This is a genomic window from Niveispirillum lacus, assembly GCF_002251795.1.
Lineage (GTDB): Bacteria > Pseudomonadota > Alphaproteobacteria > Azospirillales > Azospirillaceae > Niveispirillum > Niveispirillum lacus.
The window spans coordinates 397217-410784 of sequence record NZ_NOXU01000032.1 but is presented as its reverse complement, the minus strand read 5'-3'; the positions used below and the strand labels follow the sequence as shown (position 1 = coordinate 410784).

Here is a 13568-nt window from a genome sequence, read left to right as displayed (position 1 = left end):
GTTTGATCCATGGCCGCGACTATCATCCAGACCAACAACACCCCCTTCAACAAGGTCAGCATCGACCCGGTGACCCTGGAAGTCATCGAGAATGCCCTGCGCAATGCCCGTATCGAGATGGACGCCACGCTGGTCCGCACGGCCATGTCGCCCGGCATCCGCGAACAGGGCGACGCCTTCCCCCTGATCGCCGATCGTACCGGTCAAATGATCGTTGGACAGTTCGGCTCCTATATCGGCCCGTTCCTGGACGGGTTTGATGGCACGGTAGAGGAAGGCGACATGATCATGTTGTCCGATCCCTATTCCGTAGGCGGGGCCATCAGCCACCTGAATGACTGGCTGGTGCTGTTGCCGGTGTTCAAGGATGGCCGCCTAATCGCCTATACCTCCATGTTCGGGCATCAGTCCGATATTGGCGGCAAGGTGGTCGGCTCCATGCCCATCGACGCCACCTCAATCTTTGAAGAAGGTGTGCGCATTCCCCCGATCAAGATCTATAGCAAGGGCGTCTATAACGCGGACCTGATCAAGCTGATCATGGCCCAGACCCGCAAGCCCGATTGGTGCACTGCCGACCTGAACGCCCTGATCGCGTCCTGCCGTGTCGCGGCCCGGCGCGTGGTGGAGATGTGCGAGCGTTTTGGCGATGACGTGTTTGCTGCTGCCACCGATGAACTGCTGGCCCGCAACTATCGCGCCATGAAGAAGCTGATCGCCAGCTCCATCAGCGAGGAGAAGGTCAGTTTCGAGGATTATGTCTGCGATGACGGTATGGGCTATGGCCCCTACAAGATCCGCTGCACCATGCACCGCGAGGGCGATATCGTGGTGCTGGATTTTGACGGGACCGACCCGCAAAGCCAGGCCTCGATCAATTTCTTCCTGAACGAAAACATGCTGAAGATGTTCTTCGGTATCTACATGATCATGGTTTTCGACCCGCAGGTGCTGTTCAATGACGGCTATTACGACCTGATCCGGGTGAAGATCCCCGAAGGCTCCCTGCTAAAGCCAAAATTTCCGGCAGCCCTCTCGGGCCGCACCCATGCGCTGGGGCGTCTGTTCGACATCATGGGCGGGCTGCTGGGACAGAAGACGCCGGAATTCCTGAACGCTGCCGGCTTCTCCTCCTCCCCGCACCTGTTCTATTCGGGCTATGACGCCAAGGGACGCTGGTTCCAGCTTTTCCAGATCGGGTTTGGTGGCATTCCCGGTCGTCCGCTGGGCGACGGGCCGGACGGCCATTCGCTGTGGCCCGGCTTCACCAATGTGCCCAACGAGTTTCTGGAACGCTATTTCCCGCTGGTTATTGAACGGTATGAGACGGTGGCCGACAGTGGTGGGGCGGGCCTGCATCGCGGCGGTAATGGCATCATCATGACCTACCGCTTCCTGGCACCCGGTACCATCGCCATCCATGATGACCGCTGGTTCACCATGCCTTGGGGGGTGAATGGTGGCGAACCCGGTGCCCGCGCCCGCAAGATCCTGGAGAAGCCGGATGGCACCCAGATCGTTGTTGGCAACAAGCTGGAGAACCTGGCGATCGAGGCGGGTGACCAGTTGCACTTCATCACCTGGGGCGGTGGTGGCTGGGGCGATCCGCTGTTACGCGATCCGTCACTGCTCGAGTTGGAGCTGGAGCGCGGACTGGTCACGGTTACAGGTGCAAAGCGCTACGGCGTCGTGCTGGTGGATGGCAAGGTTGATGTGGCTGCAACGACGTCATTACGCGATGCGATGCGCGCCGAACGTGGCCCCATCACTTCTGTTTTCAACTATGGCCCTGACATCGAAACGCTGCGCGCCAACAGCGTCGCAGAAACCGGCCTTCCCGCCCCAAAGGCCCCGGTGGCACTGGCCCATTTTGCAGCGTAGCATTTTGCAGCGTAAGGGTGTGATGAGGGGGCTTCACCTGCTCTAGCCCCCCTTTCAGGGCAGTAGAGGATGTGTCTCATGAGCGTGCTGTCCCGTCGTCTTTTCCTGTTGTCGGCGACCGCGCTGACCGCCTTACCGGTTTTGGCGGTGACGCCACCGGCGCTCACGGTCAAATCCGCTTCTGGTCGGGCGGTAGCGGTGCATGTCTGGAACGCGCTGGGCAGGGAGCGGGGACGCATCCTGTTTTCCCATGGGGCCCTGTCGGCGCCGTGGAAGTATCAACCGCTGGTCGATGCCTGGACGAAGGCCGGCTACAGTGTCTATGCCCCGCTTCATGTCGACAGCACCGACCACCCCGACCACGCAGATTTCAAGGGCATGGCCAGTTGGCCTGCACGGATTGAGGATGTTCGGGCGCTGGCAGATCATCTCAACAGCCCCTATATCGCTGCGGGCCATTCCTACGGCGCGCTTGTAGCACTATGCCTGGGAGGGGCAGCCATCGCCGTGCCGGCAGAGGTGAAGACGCCACTACGCGATCCACGGGCGGTCGTCGCGCTGGCCTTCTCCCCGCCCGGTGCCGGTATGGGCTTCATCAATCCAGGGGATTATGCACCTTTGGCGGTGCCCGCCTTCATCCAGACCGGCGACAAGGACGTTCCCCCCGGTCCCGGCGGCGACTGGCGAAGCCATCTGCTACCGTATGACGAGGCGACTCCCGGCGGCAACCGTTATGCCCTGGTGCTGGAGGGGGTCGATCATTATTTCGGCGGCGGCATCTGTCGACCGGAACTGCCGGGGCCGGTTCAGGCGACACAGTTGGCCATCGCGGCCGATCTGTCGGTGCTGTTCATGCGTGCCCATGCCGGAGCAGACAAAGCGGCGCTTGTGAGCCTGAATGCCCGGCTGACGGAGACGGGGCCGGCCCGTTTAACGCGCAAGTAGACGCGGACGTCCGCGCCGGGCGGGCTTGATCAGCCCGTCCCGGCTGAGCAGTGCCAGGGCGGCGCTTGCCGTGCCGCGACAGACGCCGTAATGGGCAGCCAGCCCCTTCTGTGTGGTGGGCACGCTGGATGCCAGATTGGCCAGCAACTCTGCCCGTAGCAGCATATAGAGCCGGTAATAGGCCGGGATCATCAACACAACCTCCGGTATGCCGGTGGTGGCGTCCAGACTGCGGCGCAGAAGCTGGCTGTCGAGGGAGAGCTGCATGTGTGGCTCTGCTTCAAAGACAAGGCCGCCACCCACGCAGAAGCCGTGGGTGGCGGCAGTTTGGGGAGAGAACAGAAAGCGCGGACCGCGTGGCTTACGCCTCCGCGATCTCAGCGATGGTGCGGTTATAGCGTTCCTTCGTATCGGCTTCGGCGGCCTCGCGGGCTTCCTTACGCATCAGATAGAAAATCCGATCAAGGAAATCCTGACGCCAGGCTTCGCGGGCCTCCAGCGCCTCCTGATCCAGAACCAGGGTCTCGACCCCGGCGGCGAGGTCCAGGCCCTTGATCTTGGCATAGCGCTCAACGCTATCCAGGCGGTCATGCAGAACGGAAATCTCGTTTGCAAGCACCAGGATCATGGACATGGCCTGATCCATGCCAGGCGCTTCATAGAATTGGGGGCGTTTGCCTTTGGCGTCCTTGACGACGTGCGGGCGGTTGGCTGTGCTGGTCATCAGGCGGCATCCTTGACGGCAATGGTCGTCTGTTTCTGGGCGATGAACACTTCCCAACCACCACCTGGCGCATATTCACCGGCGGTGAACTCCCGTTCGGCCACGGCGCTGGCAGCATCCTGGCTATAGCCAGCGGCCTCGCTGGCGGCGAACTCCATCACGGCCATGGGGGCGGTATCGAACCGGGAGTCCGCACGGTCAAACCCGGCCTTCTCCGCGAGATCGAACTGGTCCATCTCGCGCATTGCCCCCCAGAATGGTTCGTTATTGTACCAGGTCTCGTTATCCAGGATGAACTGGGTGAATGGGTCCATCAGGTCAAAGGGCGGCAGATCGGCATGGATCATCAGTCCGCCCGGCGACAGCAGCCGGTAACATTCCTTAAAAATGCGCGGCATGGCCTTGGCTGATGTCTCATGCAGCAGGATATGGCTGACCACTAGGTCGAAATGACCGTCGGGGAAGCGGGTTTCTTCGGCGTTCATCTGCGCGAAATTGACCTCTAGGCCCAGGCCCGCAGCACGGGCGTGGGCATAACGCACGCAAGGACCGCCAACATCGATGCCCCAGACCTCGGCATCCGGAAACAGCTCTTTGTAGGGAAGGGTCGCGTGCCCCACGGTGCAGCCCATGTCCAGGATACGCTTGGGCTTGAAGCCGGGCATCCGACGCTTCAGGTAGTTGCAGACCGACCGGCCCATATCGTCGTTCAGCGGGCCCATATAGCCCATGGCGTAAAGATAGACCCCACGGTCGTACAGCGCGCCGACGGAGATGTCGTTCTTGGCCACCTCCGTGGCATAGCCGCCGGGCATACAGTGGATATCCAGCGCCGTAATATAGCGCGGCACGACAAATCCTTCTGGAATGTCCAGTACCGCTCCCGACTTGGCCGACAGTTCCACCGCCTTGTCGATCAGTTCCGGCAACTGCCGGTCGATGCTGATATTAGTGGCTTCCCACAGGAGTTCCTGGCCGATGCGGTTGGCAGCGGCGTAATGCTGGAAATACAGGTCGCGGACCATGCCTGCGCGGATGTCACGCCGGTCGGCAGGCGCCCGACCGTGCTGCGCCTCAAAGGCGGGGGCGACGCGGTTCTTGTAGATCGGTGTGAGGCCCGGCAGAAGCTTCTGTTGAATGAAGTTCTTGAAGCTTTTGGTGAATTCCTGGCGCGACGCTTCGTCATGCGTGGCAGTGGGCAGCGCGGGGTGTGCCTGTTGCTGGAATGTGTTAAGCATGACCGCTCCCGGATCGGTGATGGTTGCCTGGAAAACGCTGCCAGCATTGAACGGTCTGATAGGCGGCAAGGCAAAGAGCGCAGCCCATCAATGTCCATCAGGTGGATATGGCCGGGTATGATCGTTTCCAGGCTGAACTCTTCCGCGTCAGATTTGTCCCTGACAAGGACGGCGGCCCCATGTCCGCCATCCAGAACAAGGGAGTTCCGGGATCATGAGCGGACCTGAATTGACGCGCCGTCAAAGCCTGGGCCTGGCGGCCATGGCTGCCGCCGCTGGTGCGGTCGGTGCCGGCGCGTCGGCGGCTTCGGCAGCGTCCTCTGCCACGCCGTCCTTCCTGACGAAAATTGATTTCAAAGACCCGAAATGGAACCGGGACAGCTATGTACGCCTGGATGCCGATATTGATCCAAGCAAGGAGAAAATCGGCTGGTTCCGGGGCAATGTCTATGGCGTGCGCGATAACGAGCCGGTACGCACGTTGTTCGTGTTGGACGGGTTCAGTTTTGTGCGGACCAAGCGGCTGGAAGACGGTTCCTATCGCCGCATGCTGCGCGAAATCGGCTTCTATCGCGATGCCAAGACCGGCGAAATCCTGAAGACTTGGCGCAACCCGTACACAAATGAAGATGTGCGCGTCGTTCCCATCGCGAATGATCCCTATAACTACACGATTGGGGAGTTCCGACCGCAGCCACCTTCTTACGGCGGGTTGAACAAGGATAAGCCGCCGCCGGAGCCGTTCCTTCTGGATTGGCGTTATGGCCCGGATGACACCGTGATCCTGACCACGGATATCCACCTGTTCTATCCCAACGCCCTGCAACCCGAAAAATGGGTACGTGAGTCCGCGGGTGCTTTCAACCGGGTTTCAGAGCTGTTCACCTATGTGATTAAGCGCAAGGATTTGGAAAACCCGAAGCTCACCCATGTGAAGTCGGTCGGCTCCTGGTCGCGTATCACGCCCTGGCTGCCCTGGATGCTGATGGGTCAGGCGCCGGGTCATATCTCGTACTTCTGCTCCTTTGGCGCCTATGACAGCGTGAACGACATCCCGGCTGATATTCGGGAAGCGGCCCGCGCCATGGACCCGAAATGGCTGGCGGCGCCGATGGAGGATTATGGCCCGTCCTTGTCCAGTATCGAGAACTATGCCCGGTTCCAGACCCCGGCCCCGGTGCCGGCCGGATGGACCCCACCGCAGCCGCCACCGCCCCGGACGCTGCCACCGATGCCGCCAAAGTAAGCGGATATCGGGGCGGGCGGGCGCTTGGGTGCCCGCCCGCCCTTTTCGTTTCATCAGCAGAGCGACCGACTTAAGGATCAATAATGACCGCCGCCCTTAGCGATGCGCCCCCACCCGCCGCCGGTCGTCTGGGCCTTCTATCCCAGGTTGGCTATGGTGCAGGGCAGGTGGCCGGACAGGTGTTTCGCGACGTACCGTCATTGTTGCTGCTGTTCTTCATGACCACGGTTCTCGGCATCGAGCCGGCCCTGGCCGGTGTGGCGATCTTTGTGCCGAAACTAGTCTGGGGTGTGGGCTGCGACCTGCTGGTCGGTGTGCTGTCCGACCGCTGGAAACACCGGTTTCATCGCCGCTGGTGGTTGTTGGCCGGGGTTGTGGGCTCGCCCATGGCCTTCCTGCTGCTGTTCCATGTTCCGGCTGGCCTGTCGGAGATGGGGCGTGTCGTCTATGTGGCAGGCGCCTTCAGCCTCTACATGGCGGTCTTCGCCAGCTTTTCGGTTCCCTATCTGGCGATTGCCGGCGAGCTGTCTGACGACCCGCATCAGCGCACTGTGCTGATGGCCTGGCGTCTGGTCTTCACCGCCGCTGGTGTCTTGATCGGCGGGGCGGTGGCGCCGGGTGTGGTGCAGTATCTGGGTGGCGGACAACCGGGATATGAGGGTATGGCCCGTATCCTGGCCGTGATTTGCCCCCTGTCTCTGCTGATCGCCTTTTTTGGTGCAGGGCGCGCCGCGCGCCAGGCGGGCCGGGCGCCAACCCTGGCGACCGGGGAACACATGACCGTTGTCGCGGCCATCGCCGTGCTGGCAGCCCCGCGTTTCTCAGTTCTGTTGGCCTCCAACCTGCTGCAACTGACCGGATCGGGCATGGCCTATGCGTCGATGCTTTATTTCCTGACCTACAATATGGGGCAGGGCGCAGCGGCCTTGCAACTCATCGGCGGGCTGATCGTGGCTGTGTGCGCGGGCATCATCGTAGCCCAACCCCTGTGGGTGGCAGCGGCCAAACGGGTAGGCAAAAAGCCGGTCTATGTGTTCTCGGCCATCGGCTACGGCGTCACCTATATCGCCTGGTCGCAGAATGCTGGCTCTGGCGTTCCGATTGCTTACATGTTTTGCGTCTTGGCCGCCCTGTTCAATTCCGGCTGGGCCTTGCTCAGTTTCTCCATGATGTCCGACATTGCGGGAGAGGACCGGGCCAATGCCGGACTTTATTCTGCGGCCTGGGTGGCGGTGGATAAGATCGGCTTCGCGCTGGGCGGCACCTTGCTGGTGGGGCTTGTTCTGTCGGGCTTCGGCTTTGATGCTGCGCGGTCCATGGCCGGCCTGCCGCAGGACCCGCGCGCCCTGACCGGTGTCATGCTGGCATTTGGTGTGCTTCCCGGTCTATTCAATCTGGCTGCGGCGGCGCTTTATGGCCGCTATGGTCGCCACTGACAGCAACGCGGGAAAGCGGAAATCCATGAGCAAGACAGAGGAATTCCGGCGCGGCTGGTCGCTGATCCTGGCGGCGGCGACGGGTGTCGGTTTGGGCATCACGGGCCTGACCTTCTATACGCTTGGCATTTTCATCGGTCCGCTGACCCAGGAATTCGGCTGGTCCCGCACCTCGCTGGCCTCTGCCACCATCCTGACCACGCTGACTACCCTGTTCCTGGGGCCCGTTGTGGGCCGGTTGGCCGACCGGTTCGGCGGGCGGACAGTCGGGTTGGTGTCACTGGTCGGTCTGGCCGCCGGCCTGGGCGGGTTGAGCCTGATTGGTGCCGACCTATGGAGCTTTTATCTGGCGTTCGGTGTCGCCATGGTTCTGGGGGCTGGCACCTTGCCCATTGTCTGGACCCGCGCTGTCAATGCCGGGTTTGACAATGCACGTGGTTTGGCACTGGGCCTGACTCTGACGGGAACTGGTGTGGTCGCCATCCTGGCGCCGCCCTATACGCAATGGCTGATTGCCGACCATGGTTGGCGCATTGCCTATCTGGGGCAGGCGGCCCTGGTGCTGGTCATCGGCCTGCCCCTGGTCTGGCTGCTGTTTCATGAGGTGGGTGGGGTGAAACAGGCCACCGCCATCCCGGTCGTCCGTTCAGGCATGAGTGCCGCCGTCGCCCGCCGGTCGCGGCAGTTCTGGATGCTGGGTGTGGGTTTTCTGTTCGCTTCCTTCGCCGTCTCAGCGCTGATTGTCCATCTTGTGTCCATTCTGTCAGGCGGTGGAATGGAGCGGGCCAGTGCGGTCTGGGCGGCCAGCCTGTTGGGTTTTGCCATCATTGCGGGCCGGCTGGGCGTCGGGGTGCTGGTTGACCGTTTCTATGCACCTGCCGTGGCCTTCGGTATCCTGGCCATCGCGGCGGGTGCCTGTTTCCTGCTGATGCTCGCGGGGGGCAGCCTGCCACTGGCGCTGGCGGCGGTCGTGCTGATCGGTTTGGCGGCCGGGGCGGAGGTCGATCTGGTTGCCTATCTGGCCAGCCGCTATTTCGGGCTGCGCGCCTATGGCGAGATTTACGGTTGGCAGTTGGGCTTCTTCGCACTGGGTGCGGGGCTGGGACCAATGGGCGTGGGGCGCCTTTATGATGCGACGGGTTCTTACACAGTTGGCCTGATCGCCTGTGCCATCGGCTTCGCTGTGGGGGCGGTGCTGATCGGTTTGCTGGGCCGCTACCCAGACCGGTTTGAAGACTGACACGCTTGTCCGCTGTCCGGACAACGCGTATCGCCGCTGCAACCAACCTGGCCGGTTCCTGGCACTGTGTCGTCCACAGACGCATTTCCCAGGGAAGCCAGTACCATGCCGGATACCGTTACCCCCACTTCGGACCTTCTGCCGCGTCTGCGCGCCGTGCTGGGGGAAGGCGCCGTCCTGAGTGATCCTGACAGCCTGACATTTTTTGGGCAGGACGTGCATTCCATCGGTGCGCCCCTGCTGGCCGTCATTCGCCCGGTTTCGCGGGAGACATTAGTTGGCGCGCTGAAACTGCTGCATCAACTGGGTGTCGCTGTGGTGCCGCGTGGTGGCGGCATGTCTTACTCAAACGGCTATCTGGCGGATAGCCCCGGTGCTGTCCTGGTGGATACGGGCGGTCTGGACCGGATCATCGAAATCAATGCCGACGACATGTATGTGGTCGCGGAAGCTGGCACGACCTGGGCGGCATTGGATGCGGCCCTGGCCCCGTTGGGTCTGCGCACCCCCTTCTGGGGTCCGTTCTCCGGCATCCGCGCCACACTGGGCGGCACCATGTCGCAAAACGCCGTCACCTATGGCACCGGCACCTTCGGTACGGCGGTGGACAGTTTGCTGGGGCTGGAGGTGGCGTTGGCCGACGGGTCGGTTCTGCGCACCGGGTCCTGGGCACAGGCCAACAGCGTACCTTTCTTCCGGCATTACGGGCCTGACCTGACAGGGCTGTTCAGTGGCGATGCCGGTGCGATGGGCATCAAGATGGCTGTCGCCCTGCGCCTGATCCGCCGTCGGCCCATCAATACCGGCATCTCCTTCGGTTTTCAGACCTTTGATCAGTTGTTGGGCGCCATGGCTGCCGTCGCGCGCGAGGGCGTGGCGTCGGAGGCGTTCGGCCTGGACCCGTTCCTGCAAAAGCAGCGCCTGGGCATGGGCGATCTGAAGTCCGATTTGAAGATGCTGCTTGCCGTCGGGCGGGCGGGGCGCGGTCCGATTGAATCGCTTTGGCAGATGGCGAAGATCGTCATTGCCGGTCGTGGTTTCCTGGACGGGATCAACTATTCTGCCCATTACACGGTTGATGCGTCGGATCGGGATGAGGAACGGTCCATGCTGCGCCGTATCCGTGCAGCGGCAGAGCCGTTCGGCAGGGAGATCGAGAACTCCATGCCGACGCTGGTCCGCGCCTATCCGTTCCCACCGTTGAACCATATTCTGGGCCCCAAGGGGGAGCGCTGGGTCCCTGTGCATGGCATCCTGCCTTTCAGCCGCGTGGCCGCCTTCCGCGCCGATCTGGATGCGCTCTACGCGCGCCACGCGGCAGAGATGACGCGGCACAAGATCCTTGCCGCCGCCATGTTCTCCACGATCGCAACCAATGGCTTCCTCTATGAACTGGCATTTTATTGGGAGGATGAGCGCGCGGCGCTGCATGACCGCATCCTGGAACCGGATGCGGCCAAGAACCTGCCGCGCTATCCTGCCAATCCCGATGGCGCGGCCCTGATGCGGCAATTGAAGCAGGAATGCGTGGCGCTTTACGCCAAGCATGGTGCCGCCCATCTGCAGGTCGGGCGGCTGTACCCGGTGACCGACGCCATGAACCCGATGACGCGCGAGGTTCTGGGCGCCGTGAAGGCAAAGGTGGACGGCACCGGTTTGATGAATCCGGGTGCGTTGGGGCTGTAATCAACCATGGGGCGGGGAACACCCTGCCCCGATTGATTTAAGGCAGAACCACCTGCCGGATGACGCGGCCTGCCGCCAGCTCATCCATCAGCCGGTTGATCTCCGACAAGGGGGCTGTCCCGCTCAACAGCCGATGCACGGGCAGCCGCCCCGCCCGCCACAGGCCGATATAGCGCGGCACGTCGCGCGACGGGATGGAGGAGCCCATATAGCTGCCCATCAATGTCTTGCCTTCCGCCACCAACGACACGGCCGGGAAGCTCAACATTTCCGCCGGATTGGGCAGGCCGACCGTGACGGTGCGCCCGCCCCGGCGGGTGGATTTATAGGCGGCGGCCAGCACGGCGGCCTTGCCCGCTGTCTCAATTGCCACATCGGCTCCCCCGCCCGTCAGGTCGGCGATGGCCTGGGCCGCATCGGCAGGCGCCACGGCGGCAGCAGCGCCCAGCTCCAGTGCCAGCTTGCGCTTATCCTCGATGGGATCGACGGCGATGACCGGGTTGGCGCCGGCGGCCACGGCCCCCAGCAGCGACGAAAGGCCGACCCCGCCCAGCCCATAGACCACAACGCTTTCGCCCGGTTTTACGGCGGCGGTATTCATCACAGCGCCAACACCGGTCAGCACGGCACAGCCGAACAAGGCCGCAATCTCCGGCGCGATGTCCGACGGGACTTTCACGGCGGAACGCTGATCCACCACGGCATGCGTGGCAAACGCCGAGACGCCCAGATGGTGGTTCACCTCTTTGCCCGGCAGTTCCATGATCCGCCGTCCGCCGCGCAACAGCCGTCCTTCGCCATTGGCCGTCGCCCCCGGTTGGCAGAGATAGCCTTCGCCAGCCCCGCAGCAGGCGCAGTGTCCGCAGGCCGGCAGAAAGGCCAGAACCACACGGTCGCCCGGCGTGAAGGGGCTGTCGGGATCACCCGTCTCCATCACCGTCGCCGCTGCTTCGTGCCCCAGGGCCATGGGCATGGGCCGCGGTCGGTCGCCATTGATCACCGACAGATCAGAATGGCACAGGCCGGCGGCATCGATGCGGACCAGCAATTCACCGGCGCGCGGCGGGGCCAGTTCCACCTCGGCCAGGCGCAGCGGCCGGCTGTCGGCATAGGGGCCGGGCAGGCCGATCTGGTCCAGGATGGCGGCGGTGATGCGCATTTGGCGAATCCTTGTTGCTTGGACGGTGGCCCTCACACTGGGGCATGGCGGACAGTGCCGATCATGCCCCGGATCGTAGCCTGATGGTAAGTCACGTCGGTTGCTTGGCAACGACCAGCCGGGCGGCTTCGGCCCCGGCCAGACGGCCCAGCGTGACCGCCGCACAGATGCCCATCGCCGGCAGATAACCCCAACAGGAAGGCCCGGAAACCGAGCGCGCGGCCCCGCCACAGGCGAAAAGGTTGCGCAGCGGCTGGCCGTTCTTATCCAGGACGCGGCCCGTGCCGTCGGTCCTGAGCCCGCCTTGGGTATGGTAGATGGCACCGCGCAGCCGCAGCGCCCTGAACGGTGCCGCCGGTGGCGGCTCACCCCAATGACGGCCCTGGCTGTCGGGGTGGCCGGCCGCCTTTGCGTTGCGGATATCCTGCAGGCTGGCGGTCAGACGCACCGGGTCGGCGCCAATGCGTTGGGCAAGCTCGTCAAGGCTGTCGGCGGTGCGGGCGGCGTTCAGGTCGTGCAACTGGATGCTTTCGGGGATATGAGCGCAGGCCTGCTCGATCCGCTGGTCGAAGATGACCCAGGCTCGGCCATCGGGTTGCGCCAATACCGGATGCACGACCGCTGAAATATCGTCGGTTTCATCAACGAAACGGTCGCCATGTTGATTGACCAGGAAACCGCCTTCCAGGATGAAGCCCGGCGGCAATGTCACCCCCTGTGGGTCGGTCAGCATGCCATACCCCTGATAGGCGCCCATATCGGCCAGATCGGCACCCAGGGCCGCGCCTAAGCGGATACCCAGGCCATCACTGCCTTCATGTCCATGATAATGGGCGTCACCGGCATCAGGGATATGGGTCCGCACCATATCGCGGTTGCCGGCAAAACCGCCTGTCGCAAGGATCAGGCTGTCGCAGCCGATGGCTTCGTGGCTGCCGTCGGGCCGTTCAATTACGACGCCTGCAACCCCGCCCGCACCGTCATCGGCAATTTCAACCAGCCGTGCCTGATGGATCACGTCCACCCCGATCTCTTCCAGGCGGCGGTGGAAATACATCAGGGTATCGTTGCCGCTGCGCCCCGGCCAGCCATGGACGCGCAGCCGCGAATGGCCGAACGCCGCCTTGAAGCGGACATCCAGTTCATAGGGAAGGCCATGCTGTTCCACCAGCCAGTCCAGCGTCGGGCCGGCATGGTCGGCGATGGCGCGGGCCAGCACGGGGTCGGTTTGTCCCCGCGTCTTGGCCAGGATGTCGGCAAACAGAATGTCAGCGTCATCATGAATGCCGAGGCGCTTCTGCGCCGCCGTGCCGGCAGCACAGAGCAGGCCCTGGGACATGGAGGTCGTGCCAAACGGCACGGCATCCTGCTCAATCAGCAGCACATCCGCCCCGGCTTCACGGGCGGCAAGGGCGGCGACAGCACCTGCCGCCCCACCACCCGCGACGATCACCGGTATGGAATAGTCGAACTGCATGGCCGTGCGGATCAGGTGTTCGGGGCGCTGGTGTTGGTGAAGTTCTTCCAGTCGCTGGTGACGAACACTTCGTCGATCAGCGTGCGCTGGAAGCACTTGCCGCCCTTGTACCAATGCCAGGTGCGCGACCGGAACTTGCCGCAATCGGAAATCTGGATCATCTCGTAGAGATACAGATCGTCGTCGCCCTTGCGGGTCCAGTGCAGGCAGGTGGAGCGGTTGAAATCGTCGGGCTTCATGGCGGCGGCCCAACCCTTGATCAGGTCATTGTCCCACCAGATGCGGCCATCGGCATAAGAGGCGGGGAAGTCGCGCACATCGGTGCGGCCATCTTCCCAGAAATAATGGTTGGTCTGATGGTACGGGAACTCGCCATCTTCCTTCAGGCGGCAGATCAGGCGCGAGCGGTGTTCATCGACAAGCTTGCCCGTTTCCGCGCTGTAATAGCGGTACCAGCCTTCCCAGACGCCTTCGTTGCGGGCCAGCAGGGGCATGTCACGGCGCAGTTCGGCGACATTGTTGCTCATATCCAGAAA

General features: G+C 63.0%; 12 protein-coding genes. 6 read left to right on the top strand and 6 right to left on the bottom strand.

Annotated features, from left to right (window positions below; genetic code table 11):
* Nucleotides 1–9 precede the first annotated feature (9 nt).
* Together CHU95_RS20910 and CHU95_RS20905 are read left to right on the top strand one after the other, a co-directional pair.
* Entirely contained in the window at nucleotides 10–1881 is a 1872-nt protein-coding gene (locus CHU95_RS20910) for a hydantoinase B/oxoprolinase family protein (protein WP_094458286.1), read from the top strand.
* A gap of 78 nt (nucleotides 1882–1959) precedes the next feature.
* Nucleotides 1960–2826 (top strand): alpha/beta hydrolase family protein, encoded by an 867-nt coding sequence (locus CHU95_RS20905; RefSeq protein ID WP_165772292.1) that lies wholly within the window; start codon nucleotides 1960–1962, stop codon nucleotides 2824–2826.
* Here the strand turns inward: CHU95_RS20905 and CHU95_RS20900 are convergent.
* The 3 genes from CHU95_RS20900 to CHU95_RS20890 form a co-directional block, all read right to left on the bottom strand.
* Nucleotides 2812–3093: a GntR family transcriptional regulator gene (locus CHU95_RS20900; protein ID WP_094458284.1), complete on the bottom strand. Its 282-nt coding sequence runs from the start codon at nucleotides 3091–3093 to the stop codon at nucleotides 2812–2814. The genes CHU95_RS20905 and CHU95_RS20900 overlap by 15 nt on opposite strands.
* Before the next feature lie 94 nt (nucleotides 3094–3187).
* On the bottom strand, nucleotides 3188–3550 hold the full coding sequence (locus CHU95_RS20895; protein ID WP_094458283.1) for a hypothetical protein: 363 nt from the start codon (nucleotides 3548–3550) through the stop codon (nucleotides 3188–3190).
* A complete protein-coding gene (locus tag CHU95_RS20890; protein WP_094458599.1) occupies nucleotides 3550–4788 on the bottom strand; it encodes a class I SAM-dependent methyltransferase in 1239 nt (412 codons plus the stop codon). Before CHU95_RS20890 ends, CHU95_RS20895 begins: the two co-directional genes overlap by 1 nt.
* 214 nt (nucleotides 4789–5002) lie before the next feature.
* On the opposite strand from CHU95_RS20890, the gene CHU95_RS20885 reads away from it, so the two are divergent.
* The 4 genes from CHU95_RS20885 (at nucleotide 5003) to CHU95_RS20870 (ending at nucleotide 10396) form a co-directional block, all read left to right on the top strand.
* Nucleotides 5003–6034, top strand: coding sequence for a DUF1838 family protein (locus tag CHU95_RS20885; protein WP_094458282.1), 1032 nt, complete (start codon nucleotides 5003–5005; stop codon nucleotides 6032–6034).
* 83 nt (nucleotides 6035–6117) lie between these two features.
* Complete coding sequence (locus tag CHU95_RS20880; protein WP_094458281.1) at nucleotides 6118–7470, top strand: MFS transporter; 1353 nt, start codon at nucleotides 6118–6120, stop codon at nucleotides 7468–7470.
* Nucleotides 7471–7495: 25 nt separating this feature from the next.
* A complete protein-coding gene (locus CHU95_RS20875; protein ID WP_165772291.1) occupies nucleotides 7496–8710 on the top strand; it encodes an MFS transporter in 1215 nt (404 codons plus the stop codon).
* Nucleotides 8711–8815: 105 nt separating this feature from the next.
* On the top strand, nucleotides 8816–10396 hold the full coding sequence (locus CHU95_RS20870) for an FAD-binding oxidoreductase (protein ID WP_094458279.1): 1581 nt from the start codon (nucleotides 8816–8818) through the stop codon (nucleotides 10394–10396).
* A 37-nt stretch (nucleotides 10397–10433) separates the two neighbouring features.
* Here the strand turns inward: CHU95_RS20870 and CHU95_RS20865 are convergent, their stop codons facing one another.
* The 3 genes from CHU95_RS20865 to CHU95_RS20855 form a co-directional block, all read right to left on the bottom strand.
* On the bottom strand, nucleotides 10434–11555 hold the full coding sequence (locus tag CHU95_RS20865; protein WP_094458278.1) for a zinc-binding dehydrogenase: 1122 nt from the start codon (nucleotides 11553–11555) through the stop codon (nucleotides 10434–10436).
* Nucleotides 11556–11646: 91 nt separating this feature from the next.
* Entirely contained in the window at nucleotides 11647–13032 is a 1386-nt protein-coding gene (locus CHU95_RS20860) for an FAD-dependent oxidoreductase (RefSeq protein WP_094458277.1), read from the bottom strand.
* An 11-nt stretch (nucleotides 13033–13043) separates the two neighbouring features.
* A complete protein-coding gene (locus CHU95_RS20855) occupies nucleotides 13044–13559 on the bottom strand; it encodes a hypothetical protein (protein WP_054166263.1) in 516 nt (171 codons plus the stop codon).
* Nucleotides 13560–13568 lie beyond the last annotated feature (9 nt).